General features: G+C 38.8%; 24 protein-coding genes. 23 read left to right on the forward strand and 1 reads right to left on the reverse strand.

Annotated features, from left to right (window positions below; genetic code table 11):
• Window positions 1–99 precede the first annotated feature (99 nt).
• The 11 genes from JGH11_RS04480 to JGH11_RS04535 all read left to right on the forward strand — a co-directional run bounded on the left by JGH11_RS04480 (window position 100) and on the right by JGH11_RS04535 (window position 9,342).
• On the forward strand, window positions 100–261 hold the full coding sequence (locus JGH11_RS04480; protein ID WP_201110372.1) for a hypothetical protein: 162 nt from the start codon (window positions 100–102) through the stop codon (window positions 259–261).
• Between the two features lie 757 nt (window positions 262–1,018).
• A complete protein-coding gene (locus JGH11_RS04485; RefSeq protein ID WP_201110373.1) occupies window positions 1,019–1,501 on the forward strand; it encodes a hypothetical protein in 483 nt (160 codons plus the stop codon).
• A gap of 107 nt (window positions 1,502–1,608) precedes the next feature.
• Window positions 1,609–2,064 (forward strand): hypothetical protein, encoded by a 456-nt coding sequence (locus tag JGH11_RS04490; protein WP_201110374.1) that lies wholly within the window; start codon window positions 1,609–1,611, stop codon window positions 2,062–2,064.
• A gap of 88 nt (window positions 2,065–2,152) precedes the next feature.
• Complete coding sequence (locus JGH11_RS04495; protein ID WP_236263861.1) at window positions 2,153–2,974, forward strand: S49 family peptidase; 822 nt, start codon at window positions 2,153–2,155, stop codon at window positions 2,972–2,974.
• Between the two features lie 16 nt (window positions 2,975–2,990).
• Window positions 2,991–3,410: a hypothetical protein gene (locus JGH11_RS04500; RefSeq protein WP_201110376.1), complete on the forward strand. Its 420-nt coding sequence runs from the start codon at window positions 2,991–2,993 to the stop codon at window positions 3,408–3,410.
• A 3-nt stretch (window positions 3,411–3,413) separates the two neighbouring features.
• A complete protein-coding gene (locus JGH11_RS04505; protein ID WP_201110377.1) occupies window positions 3,414–4,445 on the forward strand; it encodes a hypothetical protein in 1,032 nt (343 codons plus the stop codon).
• Window positions 4,446–4,565: 120 nt separating this feature from the next.
• A complete protein-coding gene (locus JGH11_RS04510) occupies window positions 4,566–5,078 on the forward strand; it encodes a hypothetical protein (protein ID WP_201110378.1) in 513 nt (170 codons plus the stop codon).
• Complete coding sequence (locus JGH11_RS04515; protein WP_201110379.1) at window positions 5,078–5,977, forward strand: hypothetical protein; 900 nt, start codon at window positions 5,078–5,080, stop codon at window positions 5,975–5,977. Before JGH11_RS04510 ends, JGH11_RS04515 begins: the two co-directional genes overlap by 1 nt.
• 438 nt (window positions 5,978–6,415) lie before the next feature.
• Window positions 6,416–6,916 (forward strand): hypothetical protein, encoded by a 501-nt coding sequence (locus tag JGH11_RS04525; protein WP_201110381.1) that lies wholly within the window; start codon window positions 6,416–6,418, stop codon window positions 6,914–6,916.
• A 100-nt stretch (window positions 6,917–7,016) separates the two neighbouring features.
• Window positions 7,017–7,622 carry a hypothetical protein gene (locus JGH11_RS04530; RefSeq protein WP_201110382.1) on the forward strand — a complete coding sequence of 202 codons (606 nt, stop codon included), beginning with the start codon at window positions 7,017–7,019 and terminating at the stop codon, window positions 7,620–7,622.
• A 187-nt stretch (window positions 7,623–7,809) separates the two neighbouring features.
• Window positions 7,810–9,342 carry a hypothetical protein gene (locus JGH11_RS04535; RefSeq protein WP_236263862.1) on the forward strand — a complete coding sequence of 511 codons (1,533 nt, stop codon included), beginning with the start codon at window positions 7,810–7,812 and terminating at the stop codon, window positions 9,340–9,342.
• A gap of 787 nt (window positions 9,343–10,129) precedes the next feature.
• Here JGH11_RS04535 and JGH11_RS04540 read toward each other — a convergent pair.
• A complete protein-coding gene (locus JGH11_RS04540; RefSeq protein WP_201110384.1) occupies window positions 10,130–11,263 on the reverse strand; it encodes a hypothetical protein in 1,134 nt (377 codons plus the stop codon).
• Between the two features lie 510 nt (window positions 11,264–11,773).
• On the opposite strand from JGH11_RS04540, the gene JGH11_RS04545 reads away from it, so the two are divergent.
• The 12 genes from JGH11_RS04545 (at window position 11,774) to JGH11_RS04605 (ending at window position 24,274) form a co-directional block, all read left to right on the forward strand.
• Window positions 11,774–12,004, forward strand: a complete 231-nt coding sequence (locus JGH11_RS04545; RefSeq protein ID WP_201110385.1) for a hypothetical protein — start codon at window positions 11,774–11,776, stop codon at window positions 12,002–12,004.
• Between the two features lie 2 nt (window positions 12,005–12,006).
• A complete protein-coding gene (locus tag JGH11_RS04550) occupies window positions 12,007–12,258 on the forward strand; it encodes a hypothetical protein (RefSeq protein WP_201110386.1) in 252 nt (83 codons plus the stop codon).
• Window positions 12,255–13,649 (forward strand): hypothetical protein, encoded by a 1,395-nt coding sequence (locus JGH11_RS04555; RefSeq protein WP_201110387.1) that lies wholly within the window; start codon window positions 12,255–12,257, stop codon window positions 13,647–13,649. Before JGH11_RS04550 ends, JGH11_RS04555 begins: the two co-directional genes overlap by 4 nt.
• A gap of 4 nt (window positions 13,650–13,653) precedes the next feature.
• Window positions 13,654–14,595, forward strand: coding sequence for a DUF6712 family protein (locus JGH11_RS04560; RefSeq protein ID WP_201110388.1), 942 nt, complete (start codon window positions 13,654–13,656; stop codon window positions 14,593–14,595).
• A gap of 14 nt (window positions 14,596–14,609) precedes the next feature.
• A complete protein-coding gene (locus JGH11_RS04565; protein WP_236263863.1) occupies window positions 14,610–15,374 on the forward strand; it encodes a hypothetical protein in 765 nt (254 codons plus the stop codon).
• A gap of 188 nt (window positions 15,375–15,562) precedes the next feature.
• Window positions 15,563–15,733, forward strand: coding sequence for a type II toxin-antitoxin system HicA family toxin (locus JGH11_RS04570; protein WP_236263864.1), 171 nt, complete (start codon window positions 15,563–15,565; stop codon window positions 15,731–15,733).
• A 24-nt stretch (window positions 15,734–15,757) separates the two neighbouring features.
• Window positions 15,758–16,165 carry a type II toxin-antitoxin system HicB family antitoxin gene (locus tag JGH11_RS04575; RefSeq protein ID WP_201110391.1) on the forward strand — a complete coding sequence of 136 codons (408 nt, stop codon included), beginning with the start codon at window positions 15,758–15,760 and terminating at the stop codon, window positions 16,163–16,165.
• Window positions 16,166–16,611: 446 nt separating this feature from the next.
• Complete coding sequence (locus JGH11_RS04585; protein ID WP_201110393.1) at window positions 16,612–16,971, forward strand: hypothetical protein; 360 nt, start codon at window positions 16,612–16,614, stop codon at window positions 16,969–16,971.
• Window positions 16,972–17,038: 67 nt separating this feature from the next.
• The gene (locus JGH11_RS04590) at window positions 17,039–17,542 is read left to right on the forward strand and encodes a hypothetical protein (protein ID WP_201110394.1); all 504 of its coding nucleotides are present in this window, start codon (window positions 17,039–17,041) and stop codon (window positions 17,540–17,542) included.
• A complete protein-coding gene (locus JGH11_RS04595) occupies window positions 17,533–18,111 on the forward strand; it encodes a hypothetical protein (protein WP_201110395.1) in 579 nt (192 codons plus the stop codon). Before JGH11_RS04590 ends, JGH11_RS04595 begins: the two co-directional genes overlap by 10 nt.
• A 2-nt stretch (window positions 18,112–18,113) precedes the next feature.
• Complete coding sequence (locus tag JGH11_RS04600) at window positions 18,114–22,352, forward strand: phage tail tape measure protein (protein ID WP_201110396.1); 4,239 nt, start codon at window positions 18,114–18,116, stop codon at window positions 22,350–22,352.
• Window positions 22,349–24,274, forward strand: coding sequence for a hypothetical protein (locus tag JGH11_RS04605; protein ID WP_201110397.1), 1,926 nt, complete (start codon window positions 22,349–22,351; stop codon window positions 24,272–24,274). Before JGH11_RS04600 ends, JGH11_RS04605 begins: the two co-directional genes overlap by 4 nt.
• The last annotated feature ends 32 nt before the right edge of the window (window positions 24,275–24,306 follow it).

Consider the following 24,306-nt stretch of genomic DNA (forward strand, 5'->3'; position numbering starts at 1 on the left):
AATGAAAATATTTTAATAAATGCAAACAAAATAGTTTGATCAAAGAATAGCTCTATCATTTTTCGAGATGATAGAGCTTTTATACTTTTCAGCTGCTTTATGGCTACCGGTACTTACGTACCTGATCCGGGAAAGCCGCTTCGTGCGAACTCAAACCATATCTCCGATGGAAAATGCAAACAGCCGGCTACGCCATACACTCCAACATCTTTGTATCATTTCATTTTTCAAATTCATTCATGGAAAGAAATCTCTGTGTAGAGTAATCTATATTTCGCCTGTCGGATCTATCTGCAGGCGAATGCCTGCTTTAAAATCTTGAAGTGAATAAGTGCCTATTCCGGGAGCGAAGGTTTACCTGAGCGATTGAAATGGGTACTTAATGAACGAACACCACTTACAAACACCAATGTACTCTCATTATCACAATGCCTGGTGTAGCAACACCCATATATACCCTTTCATACATGCACAGGTATGTATATAATATACCCAAGATAACATCAAAGATAAGTAATGTCAACAGACATACAAAAACATTGACTATTATTAACATAATCGAGTGTATTCCAGCTAGTTGGCTTGCTTCCCTTTTTCCCCTTCCCCCTTTTCTCACTATAAAAAAATGTAACTCTGTAACTAATGTTTGAAGAAAATGTAAAAATGTGTTAACTAATTAAATAGGTTAAAAAAACAAGTTACATTTTCGTTTACAGAAAGGTTACAAAAAAAAATATAGATGTAACTCTGAACTATAAACAGTTCCCGTTACATTTTTTTTTCGGATAAAAACAAAAAATGTTTATTTAAATGCTACTTATAATATGTTGTTTTACAATATATTACAAAACAAAATCACAGAAATACAAAAAAACATTTTTTTGTACCCTAAAGCACCCCGCCCTACTTTAATAAACATCCATAAAACTATTTCGCACAAACGAAATTAACCATATTTAACACGGTTTTTATTTTATTTTTTCGTATATTTATTAGTTATAGCGCTTTGAGAATCAATATGGTAACGACTAAAATCAAAATCAAACCCCATCTGGCAGAATGGACAAACAAAAAATACTTCAACGCAGATAACGATTGTGTGATAATCCCCGATAAACTGGATTTATACCACACAATTTGGGACTTGCTCGAAAAACGTCCTGAAAATTGCCTGAGAGACGATGGTAACATTACGCTCGGACTTCCAGACCGTCGTATAGGTAAAGATCCTGAGTATTACAACTACTTAGGTTTTCGCAGTGTGGAGATTATACAGAAACGCATCGAGATAATGTTTCATGCTGAATACCGTGCCTTGATGGATGAACGTAAGCACCGAATGGGTTGGACCTATCTCCATACGACCTATGAATTTATAAACCGATATGGTATAGAATCCATTTCTCCTGATGCACTCTATAAGGATTTTTACCGATGGCGGCGAACGGTAGCCGGACGAATGAACACAACCCGGAGTTATGAATATAAAAATCAAAAATAATTGCTCGACCAAGTGTGCTATAATGTCCGATAATTCACAAAATAACGGACATAAACCCACAATAAAACAACAATTTGTTATATATCAATTTATTACATCGCAATTCTATGACTAAATTTGATAACATGGGCGGCTTTATTTCCGCTGACTTCGTACACCGTGATGAAATCAATTATTTTGCAACGTTCGGAAGCACATGCAATGTTTCCTTGAAAGGTGACCTGAAATGGAAAAAAGCCGACATGAAACATGGTGGATTAACCATAACCGTTACCCCGAAATCAGCTGATGCCGGTAGATATTTTGAAATAAAAGGTACGATTACAATTAAAAGCGATTCATCTGACGAAGAAAGGCTTTTACTTCGCAGGCTCGAATTAAAACCCTATATTTTGATTCGCTACCAGACACCGGATAAAGTTTACCATGTTGCCGGCACTGATGAATATCCATTGGAATGCACTCTGAAACCGTTAACCCCGAATAAGCCTTCCGGATTTAACGGATACGAACTTTCATTCGAGGGAAAACAGCTTTTCATACCGCCAGTACTTAATATTTAAGTCCTTTAGGGCTTACCTGTATTGAAATAACATTGCATAAAATAATATTGCAATGTTATATCTACACCACATTTTCAACGGTATATGGATGATCGACAGCGATTATGCCGCTAACTTTCTTCCTGTTATCGCCGCCTACATCAAAGGTGAAGCTATTCAAAACACTTCTCCCGATAAGCAATCTACCGACAAAGTTGCCTTTGCCACACTACAGGCCTCTAAATATTTTGTCACACCCCACAGCTCGTTTTATGCTCCCGAAGATGCACCTGAAGACTCAGTGGCAGTAATGGCAATACGCGGAGCGATCACAAAACACAGCCAGTTCTGCGGACCCGCCGGCATGGTCGCCCAGGCTAACCTTTTAGATCGCTGCTATGCCAATGATAATATAAAGGGAATTGTTATCGTCACCGAATCCGGAGGTGGCGAAGCTTATGCCATGCAAATATTAAACGAAGCCATTGCCAGAAAAAACAAACCTGTAGTTGGGTTTATAGATGATTTCTCTGCCAGTGCCGCATATGGAATAATCTCCGGTTGTGATCAGATCGTAGCCAACAGGACTCTGGCGCGCGTCGGCAGTATCGGGGCTTATCAAACCATAGTGGATCATACCGAGTATTTCAAAAATAAAGGCATAAACCTGATTGAGATTTATGCAACTGCTTCCAAAGATAAAAATGGAGAACTCCGCGAAGCTTTAAACGGTAACCTGGAACCATTGCGCAAAATGGTAGATGTGTTTAACGAATCTTTCCTCTCCCAGGTTGAAACCAACAGAACCGGAAAACTGAAAACAGAGCGTAAAGATTGGGGAACCGGCAAGATCTTCTTTGCTGACGAAGCCTTAAAACATGGGCTTATAGACCGTATTGATTCATTTGAGAACGTACTCAATTATTTCTAATTAATAGTTTTACTCTATGCCAAAATTTCTTACAGACAAAGAGTTTGAGCGACTTACTAACAGATCGGCAATGCTTGACAGCATTGTTGCTGCAGTTGTTAAGACGAATCCCGAACTCAAAGCGGAAGATGTTACGGCTGAATTGATAATTCAGGCCTTGACATCTACAGATAATGCTTCCGATCCCGGACTTCAATCGAAGTTCGACGCTCTTCAGGAACAATACGATGGTGTTGTTAGTGAACGTGACAACCTACAGTCACAAGTTGATAATCTTCTAAACGGTGCTGCAGAAGATAGCGCTTCTATTACCTCTGATTCAGAAGTAACAGCCAAGCCTGCTACATTATTGGATATCGCCAAAAATCTTAAAGGCGATACAGCTGCAATCATCAATGCTGCAATAGAAGATGGTTTTTTACCTAAACAAAATTAGTATATGTCTTTAGTAAAAATAGATGATCTGAAAAGGGAAGCGATTAACTACGCTAATCTGCTTCACGTCTTGCCGGCATTTCAGTTAAACGAAATTTGCAAACGGCTAAAATTGAACATCGTAGAAGTTCAATATGAAGATAAAAGAGTAAACAAACGTAGAAAAGCGGGTGTTCTGCGCCCTTACTCAAGTAATGTTACCACCGGTAACAAACAGGAAATAATGAAGTTCTTCGAGACAAGCCTTAAGCCTGAGCTTATCTATGCCGAATTAGTTGATGACATCAACTCATACAGGCCGAAGAAACTTCTTTCCAATCAGGGCGAATGGGTGAATAACAAAACAAAGAAGCATCCGCTTGAGGCTGAGATCCTGCGTGATGTTGTTTTGTCATTCTCCGAAGATATCGCCTTCCAGGTGTTTTTTGCAGAACGTGACGAATCCGAACTTAAACCCGATACGGCATTTAACGGATTTTATCCCGGTATCGATGTTTATATTGCCGGTGGTGAAATTGCTTCAGGCAAAAACAATCTGAGGATTACTGGAACATTTGAAGCTCCGACAGATGAAAATGATTATGACTCTTACCTCAAACTGGTAGAGTTTGTTGCAACGGGACATCCTTTGATGAGAAGCTATCCGGTAATTCTTTATTCTGCAGAGAACCCGCTTGATCAGGCGCTCGCTTGTTACAAAAACAAAGTGAAATACTACAAGGAGCCGACAATGGCTGACATGATCGAACGCCTGCGTCAGGATGCTAAATGTCCGAAACTTGAGGTCTTAACCGATCCTATATTGGGTACAGGTGACCGCCTCACGATGGTTCAGCCCGGTCTGCTTGACATCGGTGTGAACAGTCAGTCCGATGCTTCATTCGTTCAGGTTCGCGACCCTTTCGAAAATCCAAATATGGTTCAGTTCTGGGTACAAGCCGCCTTTGGCACACGCTTAGGTGACGTTCACGAAAAACTTTTCCGGACAAACGAACAGAAGAGTACAGCTCTCGATTTCGCCGGAGACTATAAATAATAATAAATTGTATCGGTATCTCCTGCCGGTACAATTATTTTTCAATAACATAAATTTCTACTTATGTCAGACGATAAAAAATTTTATAAATCTATCCTGCGCCGTCCAGGTGGTGAAAATATGGGCGGTTACAAGAACCGTGTTTTATTTTATCCTGAGCATCTGTTTAAAGCCGTTCCGACTTTAATAGAAGCCCCTATCGATACTGCAGACCTGGCAACAGCTGAAGGAGCTTTTGAGCCGGTTGCAGCCGGAACTGAGCCTATGGCTATCTATGCCACTGATAAAACTGTAGGTATGAAAGCTGAAAATCAGGGCGAACTTGATGGTCAAAGCTTCAAAATTACCGGTGAGCTCTTCCATCCGGGCACTCAGACCGAAGTAGCCGGAGTTTGTCGTAAGATCAACAATACACCTGGTTACCTTGTGCTGGAAAGTCCTGAAGGCGAACAGTTCATCGTAGGTCAGAAAGGCTTGCCTTGTTATATAAAGCCAAGCTTTGACGGTGGAACACAACGGTCTGACCGTCGTGGATTTGCCTTTACATTCGAGAATGACAGCTATGCTCCATTCATCAAATTAAAGGTGAAGATTGATATGGACTTGTACTTTAACCCTGTAACCCAACCGTAATGTTAGAACAAATAGACAACTGGCTAAAGGACGTAAAGCGTAAATACGCTTTCGGCCTTGCCATATTTATGGCTCTTGCATCCATTGAAGTCAAGAAAAAATATGGCGATTTTTTCAAAGAAGGTGATACGGAGGATGTAGAACCGAACGATCCCCGCTTTCCTATGCTCATAAACAAGGTGACAGCCATCTACAATATTGTCAGAGCCAATCCCGATAAGTACGCTGAAGCTTTGTCTAAAATCGGGGCTCCGATCATTCGTACCAATGATCAGGTTAAACAGATCATCGCCCTGAATGAAGAAAGAGAAACTCTCCAGGCTAAGATATCAGAACTTGAAGATTTAGACGAAGACAAAGCCGCAGAAATTGACAATCTACAGGAAGAGATCGAAGATAAAGACAAAACTATCGACGAACTCAAAGAGCAACTGAAAACTCAAGGTGTCAAGGTGATGGAAGGTAAAGACCTGCCTAAAACCATCAAATCAAAGTATGACCGGGTTAAAGATATAGTTCCGCTGATGGCAGCCATACACGCTGAGCTGAAAGATACTTCCATCACTGATGAACAGCGTAAGGCTAAAGCTGCAGAACTCTGCAGGCTTGATGACGAACGCCGGACACTCTGGGACGACATCGACGCTTACCTGAATGAGTATAATTCAGTTCTTACCGAGGAAAATAAATTCCGGTATTCAGAAGATCCTGTTATTCGCGGAACTCAAATTGCAAATCGCATGGTACGCCTGAAGGAAAATATCAGGCGTAACCAGGAAGCCGCTGAAAGGCATAAGGCAAGCAATAAGCCGAATCTGGAACAGAAAGCACTTGAGAAAGTTTCTCAAATGCAGGTTGAACTTGATGAATTGACAGTGATGATAAATGAAACAAAGTGAATTTGATAAGCTTTTTCCTGGCGGAATTAAACCGAATCAAATAACACCTTATGTTCACAAAGGGAAATGGGCAATACATGAGTTATTGCCCATTTTGTTAGAGTACATAGGCACGGCAACCGTCCGGATCGCAACATTCAATATCAGCGAAGACAGCCTGCGCCCTTTGATATTGCAATCCTGCTTAGAATACCATTCGACAAGCACGATTTATTTGTACAGATATGCAAAAGCCATAAGCATACTGCGATATATGAACACTATCAACGGGGCAAGCTCACAACAAACCTTGAGCTTCGCAAGACTATTGTTAAGCTTGCTAAAGCCGGCTCTCCTGCAGCCGAACCCATTGCTCAAAAATTTATCCGTGACCAAAATATTGATGAATAATTAATTACATTTGCTTATGTCTTAAATGCAAATTAACAAGTAGATATTATGAATGTAGAAGTTACGATTAAAGATTTATTGACAATTTATTGGAGCCAAACAGTATTGATATTGGGGTTATTTTTTGGTATTATTGGATATTTTGGTAAAAGACATTTCGATTTAAAAGCGAAAAAAGGAGAGATCAACTACAACGCTTTTCAAAACTTTGGGATGCAAGCATTTAGAAGGTATCTTGATACTTTCATTGATTTTAAGCGGACTGTTTCAATTGCAAAGGATATGACTCAAGTTAATGAAAGTCTTTTGCTTTTAGAAAAAGCAGAAGCTGAATTTTCTACTTTTCTTGATAAAAAGGACAATAAAATACTGAATGAGATTACACAAAAACTTTCTAAATTACCGAAGTATTTTAATTTTAATAATCATTCGGAAATATTAAACTTAGTTATAAATGATGTATTTAGAGCAGAAATCATTGAAGAATGCGAAATTTTAGTAGAAGATTTGAAACAGGCATTTAGAAGGAAGTACCTTTATATTGATTAAATTCTATTTATTTGGAGAGGAATGTGTCTATAAATATTTAAATCGTCCTTTCAGAGCTCGCAATTGCGGGCTTTTTTTGTATCTATCAATTTAGATATCTATGCCAAACGCTAAAGACCGGGCTTCAGATAAGATTAAACGGAACCTGTTCAGACCCAAGAAAGAGATTGCCGATGAATTTTCCGAAGCCGAATATGAACGCAAGAAACGTGTCATGCTTGCTGTTACCAGGAAGATCGATGATCCGATTATTCCGGATAAAGAAATAATCGAATTTCTTGAGACAGGCTGCGATGGAACATGCAAGCCTGTCTCTACATCCACAGCCTACAGAGACTTATTGCTGATCAAAAATATTACCGGCAATATAAAACTTGCTTCCAAAGATTGGGAGCGCTATATGGTTGTAGAAACGGCTAAAGCGGAAATACGCAAATCTACAGGCAAAGACTCCAGAGCTGTTGCTTCTCTTCTCAAAGTGATAACTGAAGTCCGTCAATTGGGCCAGGACGATAAAGAAAACTTTTTTGATCTTATGGTTCCCCCTGATTACGAAATAACAGGTGATCCTGAAGCACTGGGTGAAATGGAAGGAGAACAGACTGAAAAGATCGACTATAATCAAAGGCGCAAAGAACTGCGTGAATTATATAAACCGGGTGACATAGAAGATATTGAGGTTATATATGTCAAAGACGATGAATAATCAGGATAAGCATATCTTCTCCGTTGATCAACTTCATACCAGAGAAGAAAAGGTTAAGAAATATCTTAACCTTATGCAGCGTGATTTTGTGAAAGTCAACGCACATAGCAGTTATATCATCGCAGCTCGCGGTACTGGAAAATCTGAAGGGATCGACGCTATTCGCCTGCGTGATTGCGTCTGGTCGATGCCCGGCTCTACCGGTGGGCTTATTTCGCCCTCATACTCCAAAGCATGGGGCAATACACTACCGGCTATTTGTAAAGCTTTGGCTGAATGGGGACTCATTCAGGATGTTCATTACTATGTAGGTCGCAAAGCTCCTGCAGCTGCAGGCTTTAAACAGCCTAAACGCCCGCCTCTACGTGATGCCTGGGCAAACTGCTTTCACTTCTGGAATGGCACGGTTCTGGTCATTCTGTCGTTTGCTCAGGGTATGTCTGCCAACTCAATGTCACTCGATTGGCTGATCGGTCCCGAAGCAAAATTCCTGAATTATGATAAGATAAAGTCTGAAATAAACCCTGCCAATCGTGGTAACAGGAAAGATTTCGGCTATTCTCCGCTTCATCACAGCGTTTTGTATAGTTCGGATATGCCAACATCCAAGATGGGCAGATGGTTGCTTGAGAAGCGTGAAGCCATGCGCCCTGAACATATAGACCTGATCAGAGAATTATACAGAGATTGGCTCAGGTTAAAAAGATTACCCGATCAGAACGATTATGTAAAACGCCAGATTAAAGAGGTTCTACGCGATATCAGTATCGCCCGTAAGTATCAGAAGCCTGTAAAGGAAACAAAGCGCAAAAAAAGAGAATATGCCGTGTTCTACGGCGAATATGATGTATTCGATAACCTTGAAGTCCTGGGCGAAGACTTTATACATGAGATGTACCGTGATAGTCCTACTCTGATTTGGCTGACTGCATTCCTGAACAAACGGCTACTCAAAGTAGCTAACGGTTTTTATTCCGCTTTGGATGATGATTTACATTTCTATATTCCGGACGATCCGGGCGGACTAAGCCTGGAAGGATTCAAATCCACAAACAAACAAAGTGAGTCCTGTCTTACCGACTATGATCTGGATATGTATGCTCCCCTGCATGTTGCATTCGATAGTAATGCCGCTATATCATCGATTGCTATCAGCCAGGTGGACAGAGATGCCAACAAACTCAGAACTGTTCGTTCTGATTTTGTGAAGACTCCTCTCAAGCTGCAGGATCTTGTACAAAAGACCTGCAAGTATTATGCCCTCAAGCCGATCAAAGAAGTAGTAGTCTACTATGACCAGACCTTTACATGGACAACAGGTACAACAGATGAAAGCTATGCGGACACAATAAAGAAATACTTTGAAATGAATGACTTTGATGTTACCATGGTTTATATAGGACAGCAACCCCCGCATGAATGGAGACACAAACAGATCGACCTGGCCATGAAAGGAGATGCAAGCTTACTATATCCTTTATTTAACCTGTTCAATAACGAGTATCTTAAACTGGCAATGGAACAGGCTGCTGTGAGAACCGGCAAAGATGGATTTGAAAAGGATAAGACCCCTGAGAAGCTTGCCGATAGTGAAGACAACCCGGACGAATATAAAACACACATCACCGACGCATGGGATACTCTTTTCGTTGGTACGAACTTCTTCTACACTGAGCCATACCAACTCGGAGGCGGTGTTATATTCTTAGGCAAGAATTAACTTGCGACGCACATATCATTAGGATCATCATTGGTACGGCAAAGCTGTCATTTTGCCGTATTCTTCTCATTTTTAGAGGTGTAACCCGTGCGAATTGTCGATTTTCACGTGCGCGGTTACGATTTGGGGAGGCATATTACGAAAATTTTGATTTTTGCGAAGCGAAATCCCATTCAGGACGGTGCGTGGTTCTTTGGTTCACAAATGGGAAATATTTTCCCCTTGACCCCCTTTTTTAATTGATAGCCAAATAGTTGATATTTGAAACATGAGAAAAGAATGCTTTTAATGCTTTTTGACTATAAATTATTTATATTTAATATTTTAAATAAATATGAGCGAAATAGAGACGATTTAAGGACTTATTTTAACTTTTCCATCTGAAAAGGATTAAGAAAGTAGGCAAAGAAGTGCATCTAATGTGGCATCGTTTGTTATTGGTCGGTGGCACAAAGCGGTATATTTCTATAGGCATGGTCGCCCATCGTGCTCTCTTACTCTTCCGAAATATGATTTATTTTACTCCGTTCATCTTCCTGATGTAACGGTTTTTTATATCGAAAATATTATATCAAGTAATTGATTTAAATATTGCTTTTTTTGTTACTTTGATGGAGAAAGAAAATCTTTTGCAATAGAAAAAAGAATGTGCCTAATTTAATATACTAAAGAACCGATGAATATTAATCCATCGGTTCTTCTTCATTATTATTATATATATCTAGTCAAACTATTCTTAGGATGAGACAAATGCTTGTTCAAGAATCTTATATTTTGGAATATCTTTCTATTTAGAGCTTTTCAGCAATCGATTACTTGAATCATATATTTTTATTTTTCCATCTTGTACTATTGTACCTGACCATTTGCCTGTCGTATATATTATTTTAGTAGGATCTAATAGACTTCTTAATGTAAGGATATAAGATATATTTGCTCTATATTCAGACACAATGAATTCTGCAGTAACTGTATCATAAGGATTGATTTCTTGTTTCATAGTTTCATTAAAGGTTATTTCGTTAGTTAAAATTTTTCCCGTAGTATAACTCCAATTTGTATTAGTGGTTGTTTCAGTAGTCATATTACCATCTGCAAACAACGGCACCTTAAATCCAAAGCTCGAAGAAACTTTTGTCGTAACAGATAAACCTGTAGTCTCTTTAAATTCTGATGTATTTTTTACTGTTTCTGTAAAGCTAAATGTTTTTTCAACTTTAGTATCGTACATATTTTCATATGTCATTCTTCTTACAATGATAGGCTTAAAATCTAATTTGTCTCCAGCTAATATTTTGTAATCAATATCAATTATCTCATACTCTCCTATTGGAGACATAACCCACTGTTGGCGCGCTGTTCCTTTATTTTTAAAATGTATTTTGCTTCCTACAGCGGTTAAATATACATCACTCCTATTTGTATAACCTTTTGCTAAACGAATCAAATACCTATCAGTATTCGATACATTTTCAAAATCAACATTAAACATATATCCTGCTTTCGACATCGCTGCATCGTCAGTAAGATAGGCTACTGTTTGAGTCGGATTGCTCATGCATAAATTTCGCCACCCTTTATGATACCCTCCTACTACTTGCAAGTAAAATCCTCTATAGTCACGCTTTATGTACCAACGTTCTCTTCCTGTACCAACATCCCGTCCATCGAGTTGAACCTGTCCAGAACTTTGTCTTGCGGCCATAAAACTATTTGTCTCTCCAAATAAAGTTATATTCAAAGGGATGTTGGCTGAATACAATTGAGTAATAAGATCAGGGACATTAGTTGTAACACTACTTTTAGTCTTAGAAACTTCGGAAGCATCAATGTTGTCGCTATTTAGAATATCCTCATTACAAGAGGATAACATGAAAAGCGACACAACTAGAAAAATACTAAAAATAAATGAATGTTTCATAAAAGTTAAATTTAATAAATATAAAAATAAATATGCAAATGAAAAATAATGTTTATTATTGAATATATCAAGCTTTATATCTACTATCGATAAGTCATAAATATTAATTATTGGTTACCTATACACCTATAAAGTAATTTTAATCGATTTTTATTTAATTAAAATTAAGTAATCATAATTAATAAAATTTAAAAAATCTTATACTGAAATTTTCGCTTTCTGTCGGCATATACTAGACCGTCAGAAAGTTGTTTGAACATCGCTTCAACAGTAGTTTTACGATGCTTTTTTTATAGCTTAATTCAAGCCATTTTAAGGCACTTTGTGCCGTTTCGAAACAATGTTCCATGAGTTATAGTGCGAAAATAAGCCTCTAAATGGGCTAAACAGCGGTGTTTTAAAACCTGAGAAACCCCTGTTTTTAGCCCGAAAACCGCTATTAACAGCCGTTTTATTTTGTCCTTTAGTTTCGTTGGTCCTTCCAATAATTTTGAAAGAAAAAATAAAATTATGGCACTGATCAATATTACAAAACAAGTACAGAGACGAAAACTCAGGACATATATAAGTTCGGGCAGAACTTGCAGTATTAATCTTTCAGAAAGCGAAAGAGAAAAAGATCACAGCGAAGAAGTACTGGTTACTACCGTTCATATCATAGCCGTTCCTCTTTATAAAAAGATTGAGGTTATTCCAATCAAAGCTCCTATACCCGGAGTAGGATATAAAACTAATATTTAACTATGGATCGTATTCACTGGACGAAGATATGGAAACTCATGGAGAAGAAAGATAAGAACGGTAAATCTGTTCCATTCTCTCTTTCTTATGTAAAGAAGAGTACAGGCACTATCGTAAATGTGCCCAGCTGTACCCTTACATCCATTCATTCCAAAGGCTCAACCCTGAATATACTTTATGCCTGCGAAGATAAGCCGCGAACTATTCGCAAGTGCCTGATAATAACGTTTAACGGAAAATCAGTTTATCTATGAGTAAAAAGCAAACTATTTTTGACTTTGGTACGACCGCTTATCTCGGAAAATCCAGTTCTTTTGTCAGTTTTGAAAAAGATACCGGATTCCTGGACGATACAAAGAATACTTATGCAACTGTCGAGCCTAAGAATATAAAAAAGGAAATTGAATTTGTATATTGGGGCAAAAGCAATAAGCTTCCTGTAGAGATACTGGATAAAGTACATGGAAATATTACCGTTGCTTCAAACACGGATTTCAATGCACGTATCTCATATGGTGACGGATTGATCGTTGCCAAAAAAGTCAAGAAAGACAGTCTAATCAGTTATGAAGAACTATTGCCTTCCGAGAATCCCGAAATTTTTGAATTTCTCGAAAATAACAACGTAACACGTATCCTACAGGAAGCAGGAAACGACCTGGTTACTTTTGCCGATGGTTATATCGAATTGATCTTCAATAGGAAAGAAAAGGCTCAAATTGTAAAGGTACGGCACAAAGAAGTAGCTTTCAGCCGCCTGAGCAAGCAGCATGAGAAAACTGGAATAATCGAATATCACGGCTATTCATCCAAATGGGGAGAAAGCCAACAGGACGATATAATTGCAACTCCGTTTTTAGATCGGGCAGCACCGTTATACGATCTGAAAAAGCGCTTGGGAATACTTCCTGATGAGAATACCGGAAAAGTATCGAAAACGTCAGAGAAACGGTTTATTTTGTCGTTAGGCTTGCCGGTTCCCGGACGCTTCTACTATAACAAGCCTTACTGGTGGTCGATCTTTAAATCGGGATGGTATGATATTTCGTGTGCAATGCCGCTTTTCAAACAGGCTTTGATAGAAAACAAAATGAAGATTTTGTTTGAAGTGAAGATCAACGAAACTTTTTGGGAAAAGTTATTTAAATCTGAAGGCATCACCGACCCAAAGAAAAAGGCTGATAGAAAGACTCAGTTCCTGAAAGAACTGGATGACTTCCTAGCCGGAAAAGAAAATGCTGGAAAAAGCTTCGTAAGCCATTTTAAATACGACCAGATCAAAGGCTACGAAATACATGACATCATCATTAAGCCTATCCAATCTAATCAGGATGGCGGCGAATATAATGAAGATGTGGAAGAAGCAAACAATGTTATTTCTTATGCGATGGGTGTACACCCATCTTTACAGGGTGCAACTCCCGGTAAATCCAAAAACATAAACGGAACTGAAGCAAGAGAGCTGTTTATCATAAAACAGGCTATGACAAAACCGCTGCGTGACGCTTTACTGCAGTTTCTTTATGTTTGCAAAGCTATAAACGGATGGGATCAGGATATTCACTTTGTAATTCCGAATATCATGCTTACCACCCTGGATAAAAACACCGGAGCTGAAAAGAGCATCGGTAATCAAAAAATGTAATTGTATGGCTATTATCAACTCAATAGAACAGTTAAGGGAAACGGTCAGAGTCAATAAAGATGCACCGTTCGCAAATTTTGTGATGTTCCTGAATGATGCCCGCGATCATTTTTTGCTTCATTATCTGGGTTCCAAACTTATTGATAAACTGGAGTCCGTTGATTCATCCGGTACGACAGATGAAGACGCAAAATATATCAAGATCCTACCAATGGCACGGCGTGTTTTAGGCCCGTATGCCGTTATGCTATCAACCGATGAATTGAGTATCAACACCGGTGACAGCGGACATACTGTAACTAAAACGGAAAAACTTGCGCCGGCTTCGGATGCCAAAATTGCGAAAGCTGCAAACAGCCTGCTTGAAAGATCTTGGAAAAACCTTGAGTTTCTACTTGAGTATTTAGATACGAATATTTCTTCTTTCCCGGAATGGAAAGAAAGTAAGTATTACCAAAATTGCCGTACAAAATATTTCCCGTCTGCAGCAGTATTCCAAGATGCCGGACTGATTGATATTGAATATAGCCGCCTGACGTTTGAAAAACTCAGGCAACTGATCATCCGTATTGAAGAATCGGAAGTGACCGACTTTATTACTGACGACATAGAGAAGTTTATTATTGATTCTACGGATGAAAATAAACAGAAAGCGGCTTCACTTCTGAAAAAAGTGAGAGCATATATAGGTTCTAAAGTCGGTGAACTGCACACTAGCCAGAATACAAGAGTGCAACGATCAAGACATAACAATCCGGAATATAAAGCGATAATCAGACCTTTATACAAGGACGAATCGGACAATAATCCGAATTATTATACAACACAGGCACTTTACTGGCAAGAACAAATTATTTCAATGCTTCCGGAACTTGGCTTCGGGAATACTTCGGGTAAATTGGAGTGGAGTAATGAAGGTAAAAAAATCTTTTCTGCGATTACATGAGAAATTTAAAGTTTATGGATGAAAGCCAAACGGAATATTCTTATATTCTACCCGGTGAATGGGACGAACTAACCGCCGGACAGTTGCTCTTCCTTATCGGACTGGTAAATAAAAATATATCCGCGGAAGAGATAAAGCTCAAGATGTTTCTTTTCTGCCTGAAGGCACGGATAGGAAAAAGAAACACAGATGACAGTTTTCGGCTTAAAGTAGGTAAAAATTATTTTGACCTGTCTGCAGATGAATTGTATGCCATAAGTGAAATCTTTGATTTTTTATTCCTTGAGACTGAAGACGGAATCCGGATAAATCCGTTACTTGTAAAGAATCCGTTTCCTGTAATCCGTATCGGATGGGTTAGACTGTATGGTCCCGCCGACGGATTGACAGACTATACATATCAACAATTCATGGAGCTGCAGATTGCTCAGGCTGATGCCGCCGGTTCAGAGAAAAAAGTGAATGAGTTTATCTCTTCCCTTTACAGGCGAAAGAAAGGTAAACCTTCCCAATTGTCTTTTCTGATCCCGAACAAAAAGAAGACCGCAATTGTTTGGTTTTACATGGGGTGTATGGCGTTCATTCAGGAACGGTTCCCTCTGGTGTTCTCCGGTGTCGGCTCTTCCGATCTAGCAGACGGTCAGATGAGAATAGTAGATGCGTTGGCTAAAAATGACGTAACTAAGAAAAAAGAAGTACGAAACGCTGATTTATACGAGGCTCTATATACTATGCAGATTGCAGCCGAAGAAAGCGAGAAGTTAAGGAAAAAAGAATAGTTGTTTGTTTTTTGTAGTTTTATTAAGGTTGTTTGTTTATTGAGAAAGTGTGAGCAGAGCTGCTCGCACTTTTTTTGAAAATAGTTGTAAAATAAGTACTTTTTTATTTGCATAGTTGTAAAATTACAACTATATTTGTATAGTCAAATAAACAAAAGAGGTCTATGAAAATTTGGAAAGTACGAGAAATGATCAACTATGTGGAAGGTGACGATTGGTATCTTGTAGCACAGAAAGGCAGCCACCGACACTTTAAGCATCCGACAAAGAAAGGCCGTGTCACGATTCCGGGTAAGCTAAGCGATGACTTAGACCCCAACACGGCAAACAGTATTTTAAGACAAGCAGGGCTGAAATAAGCCCTGCATAAAACTAAAAGAGCAATGGAAAATATTATTGTAACAGTAGGAATAACAGAAAATAATTATTCGGCTAGCGTCGATATAGGCGACGGTATCGCCGTAGCAACAGGCGAAACATTTGATGAATTGAAAAAAGAAATGAAATCGGCAGTAGAATTTCATTTGGAATGTATGCGCGAAGATGGAGAAGATATACCGGCTCCCTTCGATAAAGACTATGAACTGGTATATAAATTCGATCCGCAAAGTTTATTAACTCATTATAAGGGTATATTTACAAATACTGCGCTGCATCGCCTTACAGGTATAAATGAACGTCAGCTGCAGCGTTATGCTTCGGGTGAAAGCAAACCACGTCCGGAACAATCTCAAAAAATAGCTAACGCCTTACATAAGTTAGCAGATGAATTGCGAGTTGTGGATCTCTAATGTTTATTTGACGATTAACGTTTTCACAATGAGCAGCCCGGACTTTTATAGTTCGGGCTTTTTCATTTTATTTCTTATCTTCCGATAGAATAATTCAAAAATTCTTGCAATCTTTGCATCGCGACAATTATTATGTTTTTTAAACAGCTAGCTGGAATTGCTCCCTATCATTGGGAGCTGTTCCCGCTTTTGATTTTTATGCACTATAGGCGGTTGTCTATCCGTAACATGAAACAGCTAGCTGTTCATAATTGTTGTCGCAACGGGTATGGCAACCGCTTTCTTTTGCCATAGTTTTAAATGCGACAACAATGGATAAAACAGAAGCACAAAGCCTGCTCGATATTCTCTACAGCGAGAAATCGACACCGGAAGAAAAAGAACTCGCTTATCGCCGCCTATCTGAATTAATTTTGTTACTTTTGGTATAATAAATCATTATAAGCATGGGAATTATAGCATATTTCAGACAAAAAAGAAAAGCATATAACAATCAGAAGGCTACAACAAAAATTTCTGCAGTGGAGAAGCTGATCGAAAGCAAGTTTATGCTTATCGATACGAAAAATTATCAAGTGGCGATGCTTGATAATCTTTGGGCTTTATATCCTGAAGGTGAAAAGCAAATAAATTTTTGTGAAAGTCTGAAATATTATTGTGATATACAAAATGCGTATAAAGGGTATAAGGTTAATAAGAAAGCAAAGCTCCTTATATCACTCAAGTATGAGAATAACGATGTTTTGCCTTATGCTTATTTTGATGGTAAAAACATAACCTTATACCGGGAAGAAAAAGAAAACTGATTCTATATTCTTGTCCTTTAGAAGCTCGCTCCGGCGGGCTTTTTTTGTATCCATAAATTAGTCACTTATGGATAACGGAAAGTACAATCATTATCAGTATTGCGAAGCTATCGCACGCAAACTGAAACCTATCCAACACAGCGAAGATAAAAAGCAATTCTTTGAAGCTACCGAACAGGATGAACTGGAGACTCTTGAAGCACGGCTTTCTGACACAAGCGGAATCCTTTTCATTGCTATTGACGGTAGTGAATCCGCTTTCGGTTGGAAAAACTCCGACTCCCTGATGGAGCAACCTACATACAAGTTTGCCATTGTGGAGAAAACCCTCTCTGATGATTCCAGCACTATTTTTAAGGCACAACAGCATTGCAAAGCCATTGCCATGCAAGTTATTGCTCAGATGATGCAAGATGCTCAGGACTACAAAGCCGGTATGGAATTGCTAGATCCCGGCAGCTTCCAGTTGAAAGGCTTCGGCCCTATTGGAAATAATTACTACGGCATTCTTGTAGGTTTTTCGTTCGACCAGGGCATTAACTACAATATAAATCCAGAGCTATGGGTATAATGAAAAGACTGAGCGAACAGTTGCTCTCATCCCGCAGGAAACCAAAGGCAAACCTACATCATTTACCGTTTGAGATTTCCTTAGAAAGTATGTCTGAAGCCGATAAATTCGCACGTCGCCAAGATAAAGACAGCGTAGAGCAATTTAATAAAGACGTATCCGGTTGGAGCATCAACACGACACGCCGCCTGAAAGCGAATGTCCGTATGATGGTAAGAGAAGACCGTAAATTGTCGGACAGTATAAACCCAAATGTTTATTACGACAATAAATACGGTGTGAAAGAAGCAAACCGCATCGGCTTCTCCTTTGTGCGTGAAGGTATTCACATCCACAAAGGAGCCGGACGCGGACAAGGCGGATATAAAGGCTCTAAGTGGTACAATCAGTATGGAGAACAGAAGACTACACAGCTGTCGAGCCTCGCAAAGATGGGAACCGGCAACCGTAAACCGATTGAATGGTTCGATCCTGTCATTGACCAGGAACTTCCTCAATTAGCAGATTTAGTAGCTGGCTATTCTGTAACCTTATTTATGGACGCATCACGCATTTACATTGATAAATAGTTATGGCAAAGGATTTAAACAGAAGTATAAAAATTTACATCGACAATTCCGATGCTATGAAGAAATCATCGGATTTTGCCAACCGTATCGAAAAGGTTAAACAAAAACTGGAAGAACTCAATGCGCAAGGAAAAAAGGGTTCTCCGGAATATAAAAAAGCCGAAGACGAGCTTAGAAAACTCACCGCATCCTATGACAGATACCAGGCTAAACTGAAAGATACGGAACGTGTTCTGAAGAATCTTTCAGGCGCTACCCGTGGTGAACTGGAAGCCCTCAAAAAAGAACTGACACGTTCACTTAAGAACGTTGCACAAGGTACTGAAGAATATAAAGCGAAAGTACAGGCATTAATTGCCGTAGAAAAGCAACTAAGTATCGTAAAGAAAGAACAGAACGGAACATTAAGTGAAAATGAATCTATGTGGAGCCGTGCTGCTGGCGGCTTCAATAAATATTTTGGTATCGTTACATCTATTGTTGCCGGTATTACAGGTCTATCATTTACTCTCCGTAAATTATCCGAAGACGTTGCAAAGATGGATGATGTCTATGCAGACGTGATGAAAACAACCAATCTTACACGTGATGAAGTCGTTGATCTGAATGAGTCGTTTAAACAAATGGATACCCGGACTGCACGTGAAGAGCTTAATAACCTGGCACGTGATGCCGGTAAGCTCGGTATAAATGCGTCTAAAGATATTCTTGATTTTGTCGAAGCCGGAAACCAGATTAACGTTGCTCTGGGTGAAGACCTGGGCGAAGGTGCAATCAAAAATATCGGTAAAATGACCGATGTTTACAAGCTTTCTACCAAAGAACTTGAAAATATGGACCTGAAAGGCAAGATGCTTGCTATCGGTTCGGCTATAAACGATCTTGGTATGACTTCCACTGCGTCTGAAGCCTATATGGTAAGCTTCACTCAACGGCTCGGCGGTGTGGCTTCTCAAGCCGGTATATCCATACAGAATATTCTTGGCTATGCTTCGGCTCTCGATCAGTCCGGACAGTCCGTTGAAATGTCTGCAACAGCTTTACAGAATTTCATCATGAAGCTGATGGGCGAACCGTCCAAGTTTGCGAAACTTGCCGGGCTTGAAGTAAAAGCGTTCAATCAGCTTTTGCAGACTGACACTAACGCAGCGATTAAACAAGTTCTTACGGCTCTATCCGAGAAAGGCGGTTTTCAGGCTCTTATCCCTGTATTCAAAGATATGGGACTGGATGGTGCACGTGCTGTCGGTGTATTGTCTGCCTTAGCTTCCAATATTGACAAGGTGAATACTGCTCAGGAAATATCGAATAAAGCTTTCGTTGCCGGAACTTCTATTACCGACGAATACAGCATCAAGAATAATAACCTGAATGCCCAGCTGGAGAAAGCACGAAAAAATTTCAAAGATGCTTCCCTGGAACTCGGTGAGACTCTAAACCCGGTACTCCTTACTTCTACGAAATGGACTACATATTTAATCAAGGCATTACCTACAGTTATATCTTTCTTTGAAAAATACGGCAAATATCTACTGTATTTGACTGTGGTGTACGGTTTATATATTGCCGGTGTAAAAACTGCTGCAGGTATAGAAACCGTTTATAACGGTATTCTTACTATTGGCAGGTTGAGACGCATACAGATTGCTCTTGCATCTACTCAATCAACTGCAGCACAGACTTTGTACAACTCGACGTTGCAAAATGGTTCTTTAATAACCAGAGCTTATACAGCCGTTACCTCGTTGTTTTCTGCAGCTAAATTTCTTCTTACCGGCAACATTACTAAAGCTCGTATTGAAATGCAAGCATTTAATACAGCCACGAAATTAAATCCTGCCGGATTAGCTACTGCACTAATTATGGCTCTTGCTGCAGCAATGGCTTACTTATTCTATAAAACGTCCCAGGTTATTACAGCTCAAAAAGCAATAAAAGAGGCGACACAGCAATTTAACGGAGAATTGGCTAAGGAACAAAGCGAAGTGAACCGGCTTTTTTATGCTTTGAAAAGTGCAAATCCGGAAAGTGAAGAGTTCAGAAAAATCCGCAATAAAATAATCAGTCAGTACGGACCTTATATAAGAAATTTAATCAATGAAAAAGGTGAGATTATAAATATATCCCTGGCACATCAACAGGTAAATGATAAGTTGAGAGAACAAATTGCACTCAAAATAAAAAATGCTGCCTCAAGTAAAATTTTAGAAAAATCAATAGAAGATCAGCGTGACGGCGTAAGTTCGGTAATTAAAAATGTTCAAAAGCAATTATCCTTGTCTGATGATATGGCTAGTGATCTCCAGGCAAATATTAATAAAATCATAACCGATTTTACAACAAATAAAGGTTGGGAAAATAACCGTCTCGATCTGAATAAGAAAATTAAGGATCACTTAGATGCCTTTGCCGGACTCAAAAAAAGTATTGACTATAAATACAAGTCAAACTTCTTTGGAGATATATTAAATATTGAAATAGAATCGCTAACATCAAACATAACTCGTGCTGGAAAAGAAATTAAGTCAGTTGAAAATCAATTCAAAGGATTAATATCTCAAGCTACAGAAGTTCAAAATATAATTGGAGATGGTGACGATAACGATGACGGTGGCGGCGACAAAATACCACCGGTAGACCCGGACAAAGACCTTGTTGCCAAACAGAAAAAAGAACTCGATCTGATTCTGGAAAATCTTGAAACAAAACATCAAGATAGATTACATGACATAAAAAAGAAGTATCAAAGCGGAGAGATCGATTCCGAATCAGAATTTAATTCACAGATTTTCGCACAAAGTCAGGCTTATTATATTCTACAAGAGCAGGCTCTTACCGAATATTTGGAAAAAGTATCCGATAAAGCCCTGCGTTCCGATATTCAGAAGCAAATTTCCGACGTTCAGAATAAGCAACTGGATGAAACTTTGAAACATCAAAAGGCAGTCGAACAAATTATACTTGATGCTGATCCTGAGAAAAAAGAAAAGTTGACTTTTGAAAACAGGCTTCGTGAAGCTGGTCTATATGGTATAGATCGTGAGAATCTGACCAAAGATCAGCTTGAAGCCCTTGAATTACTGGAGAAGCAACATAATGACAATCTTGTTCAAATCCGGAAAGATGATAAAGCCAAAAAGAAAGCGGCATCGGAAGAAGAGTTTGAAGAATCTTTTACCTCACGTAAAGAACAACTTCAACAGGAAATAACAGCCGAAGAACAGCGTGTTTCTGTTCTCACCGGAATAGGAGCACTTTCCGGAGAAAATGCTTTTAATGCAGAAGTAGAGCTTCAGCGTAAACGTATAGCACTGATACGTGAAGAAATTGCTGCCCGTCAAAAGGCTGGTCTTGACGTAACTAAGTTGATGCAAAAGCAGCGCTCCGATGAACTTTCCCTAACCCAATTATATGTAAATGAATACAAACGCCGTACACAGCAATTTGCCCAATACGGAGAGTCGATGGGGAACTCATTAGGTAATGCTATCAATAATCAGGAAAACCTCCTTGCTGCATTTGCCGATACAGCCATAGATATACTTTTCGATGTACTTTCGCAAATAATATCAGCTGAAATAGCAAAAGTTACCGCTGTAGGTGTAGGAGCGATCGCTCAGACAACAGCAAAGGAGATCTCATCTAAAAGTTTTGCTGGTATTGCAACGGCTGCTGTACTCACAGGTGCAATCATGGCGGCAATGACTGTAGCTAAAACAGCATTGAAAGGGATGCTAGGTAAAAAAAATTCTGTATCAACGTCTTCTTCAAGCTCTACAACTACACAAAAAAGGGTGGTCAGTCAGCAGGCTGCAGGTAAATATGACGTAATTGGAGCTGATGATGGTAAACTATACAGAAATGTCCCTTTTGCTGGCAGTCCAAAGACCGGAATAGTAACACAGCCTACCCTTATAGCCGAAGATGGCGGTGAGCTAGTCGTTTCGAGTCCTGATCTTAAAGCACTTCAAAAACATATGAATTATCCATATATCGTAAAGGCTATTAATGATGTGAGAGCCGGAACTGTTCAGCAAAGGGCTTCAGGTAATTATGAGAATATAAATACTTCTCAAGTACCAGTAACCAATGATGGAGTAATTATACCAGTTGATATTTTACATGAATTAGTGAAAACGATGAAAGAGGTTCGTGACAAAGAGCTTGACTTCAATATTTACGATTTTGAGAAAAAGAAAAAAACAGTAGATAATGCACGTAATCTAGGTAAAAGAAAATGAAAGTACTTGTTAATAACTATGAGCCACTCGATTTGGCTCCTGATTTTGAATTGAACATACAGATAACAAACCCGTTGCTCACAGATCAAGGTTCAATGTCATTGCCGATGTCACTCCCGGCATCACCTCAAAATCTGAAAAATCTTGGATTTCCAAACAGGATCGACAGATCATATAAACTCCGAAAAAAAACTCCTGTTACAATCGAGGCCAGTGTCATGCAAAAGCGAGCTATATTGGAAATTTTGTCTTATAATAAAGATGATGGTATAGAATCTGTTATTTTACTTAATGAAGCTCAGATGTATACAAAGATGCAAGAGGTAAGTATGACTGCCGCCTTTCAAATAAAAAGAGAAGCAGCTTCTTTCTCTATACCAAATCAGACAATTTCAGATCCTATGGATAGGATGATCAAGTATATGGAACTTGTTATGTTAGGTCAAATAGCAGATCCTGATTTTTATCTCTTTCCTGTCGGAACAGATAATTATAAACACACGTATGAAACGAGATCAGAACAGTTCGAAGTGACTGTCTACAATTTGTTGAACGAAAAGATGACCTGGTCACAAGGAAGTAATTTTGACGATATGCAGGATATTGACCTTAATGGAAACAAATATGCTGTATTCAGGGGTAGAAGGCCCTTTAAGGTGAAGAATGGCGGTGAAGAATACGACGTGCCGAAAGGCTATGGCATAACACCCTTTCTGAAGGAAAATTTTATATTGCACCAAATTTTCAATTATTTCGGTTATGAACTACGAACGTCAATTTTCGATACAGATCCGGACTTATGCCGAATGGTATTAATCAACAATACGGCCGATGCTTTGGTTAAGGGTGTTGTCGATTATTCGCAGCTAGTACCCACATGTACTATACACGAATATCTGGAGACGGTTCGCCAAAGATTCGGTTGTGAATTTTTTGTTTCTGAAGACCTCAAATTTGTTATTCCTGTTTTTTGGAAAGATGTACTAAATAGTAATCCTCGCAGAAACTATACTGACAAAGTAGCCGGTGAGCCTACTATAGATTATGTAACACCTAAACAACTGAAACTTTGCTACAAGAGGGAAATAGATTTTACAGAATCATCTGTAGATACTTATCAGAAATTTGAGAGAGATTATGGCAAGATTATAAGATCAATGAATGATTTGCCCGGCAGGGGATGGAAAGAAGAAGATTATGATCTTGGATTTTATCTGATTCGGAAATATTGTGCGATATATGAATGTTATGAATATTGGAGTAGCAATCAGAATAAAAATGTGAGGTCTTTTCGTTATGTAACCAAGGCTTTGTTCGATTATTATCTTGAAGGTGAAGATACTGAATACGAAGAACCTACTTCAGGTATGCAGTGTGTGCCTTTTATGTATGGTGCGGTTTTATATTCTGGGGGTGGGGGTGTGTATTCATCTGACTATGGTCCAAATCTTCCTTTTTTATACATAGGTGAGCGTCGGCATATGAATACATCTTTAAAGATTATTGTAACAAGCGAAAGCGGTTCAGAATCTATTACCCACAAAGAAGAAGATCCCGGTAGTTGTTCTCTTATGGCTGCATTATATACAAAGGGGATAGGTACAATGCACCGTTTTGATATCGATGGCAATATAGTAGGTGAACTCGATCTAACTTTTGGAGGTGAGAATGGATTATACCAACGTTTTTGGAAAGATTACGACGATGTCCTAAAACATTCTTTTAACAAGCTTACATACGATTTAAATTTCACAGTACTCGATATTATAAATTTCCGTATGGATGAACTAGTCTTTATCGATGGACAATATCTTCTTCCGGAACAATTAGAATATACAATTAAAGAGGATGGTGTGAGAATTAATAAAGTAGAGTTCCGAACAGTTCGCTTATATTGGGATCCACTCGATATTAAAACATGAAAAATAAAAACATTTAGCCTGAAATGTTAAAA

It is taken from the genome of Dysgonomonas sp. Marseille-P4677 (assembly GCF_016652235.1).
In the GTDB taxonomy this organism is placed as follows: domain Bacteria; phylum Bacteroidota; class Bacteroidia; order Bacteroidales; family Dysgonomonadaceae; genus Dysgonomonas.

Coding starts and splice junctions, on each gene's coding strand:
- JGH11_RS04485 (WP_201110373.1), top strand. CDS start 1,019: ATGGTAACGACTAAAATCAAAATCAAACCCCATCTGGCAGAATGGACA.
- JGH11_RS04510 (WP_201110378.1), top strand. CDS start 4,566: ATGGGCGGTTACAAGAACCGTGTTTTATTTTATCCTGAGCATCTGTTT.
- JGH11_RS04555 (WP_201110387.1), top strand. CDS start 12,255: ATGAGTAAAAAGCAAACTATTTTTGACTTTGGTACGACCGCTTATCTC.
- JGH11_RS04585 (WP_201110393.1), top strand. CDS start 16,612: ATGGGAATTATAGCATATTTCAGACAAAAAAGAAAAGCATATAACAAT.
- JGH11_RS04525 (WP_201110381.1), top strand. CDS start 6,416: ATGAATGTAGAAGTTACGATTAAAGATTTATTGACAATTTATTGGAGC.
- JGH11_RS04595 (WP_201110395.1), top strand. CDS start 17,533: ATGGGTATAATGAAAAGACTGAGCGAACAGTTGCTCTCATCCCGCAGG.
- JGH11_RS04540 (WP_201110384.1), bottom strand. CDS start 11,263: ATGAAACATTCATTTATTTTTAGTATTTTTCTAGTTGTGTCGCTTTTC.
- JGH11_RS04560 (WP_201110388.1), top strand. CDS start 13,654: ATGGCTATTATCAACTCAATAGAACAGTTAAGGGAAACGGTCAGAGTC.
- JGH11_RS04500 (WP_201110376.1), top strand. CDS start 2,991: ATGCCAAAATTTCTTACAGACAAAGAGTTTGAGCGACTTACTAACAGA.
- JGH11_RS04495 (WP_236263861.1), top strand. CDS start 2,153: ATGATCGACAGCGATTATGCCGCTAACTTTCTTCCTGTTATCGCCGCC.
- JGH11_RS04515 (WP_201110379.1), top strand. CDS start 5,078: ATGTTAGAACAAATAGACAACTGGCTAAAGGACGTAAAGCGTAAATAC.
- JGH11_RS04550 (WP_201110386.1), top strand. CDS start 12,007: ATGGATCGTATTCACTGGACGAAGATATGGAAACTCATGGAGAAGAAA.
- JGH11_RS04530 (WP_201110382.1), top strand. CDS start 7,017: ATGCCAAACGCTAAAGACCGGGCTTCAGATAAGATTAAACGGAACCTG.
- JGH11_RS04565 (WP_236263863.1), top strand. CDS start 14,610: ATGGATGAAAGCCAAACGGAATATTCTTATATTCTACCCGGTGAATGG.
- JGH11_RS04600 (WP_201110396.1), top strand. CDS start 18,114: ATGGCAAAGGATTTAAACAGAAGTATAAAAATTTACATCGACAATTCC.
- JGH11_RS04505 (WP_201110377.1), top strand. CDS start 3,414: ATGTCTTTAGTAAAAATAGATGATCTGAAAAGGGAAGCGATTAACTAC.
- JGH11_RS04575 (WP_201110391.1), top strand. CDS start 15,758: ATGGAAAATATTATTGTAACAGTAGGAATAACAGAAAATAATTATTCG.
- JGH11_RS04590 (WP_201110394.1), top strand. CDS start 17,039: ATGGATAACGGAAAGTACAATCATTATCAGTATTGCGAAGCTATCGCA.
- JGH11_RS04490 (WP_201110374.1), top strand. CDS start 1,609: ATGACTAAATTTGATAACATGGGCGGCTTTATTTCCGCTGACTTCGTA.
- JGH11_RS04605 (WP_201110397.1), top strand. CDS start 22,349: ATGAAAGTACTTGTTAATAACTATGAGCCACTCGATTTGGCTCCTGAT.
- JGH11_RS04535 (WP_236263862.1), top strand. CDS start 7,810: ATGCCCGGCTCTACCGGTGGGCTTATTTCGCCCTCATACTCCAAAGCA.
- JGH11_RS04570 (WP_236263864.1), top strand. CDS start 15,563: ATGATCAACTATGTGGAAGGTGACGATTGGTATCTTGTAGCACAGAAA.
- JGH11_RS04545 (WP_201110385.1), top strand. CDS start 11,774: ATGGCACTGATCAATATTACAAAACAAGTACAGAGACGAAAACTCAGG.
- JGH11_RS04480 (WP_201110372.1), top strand. CDS start 100: ATGGCTACCGGTACTTACGTACCTGATCCGGGAAAGCCGCTTCGTGCG.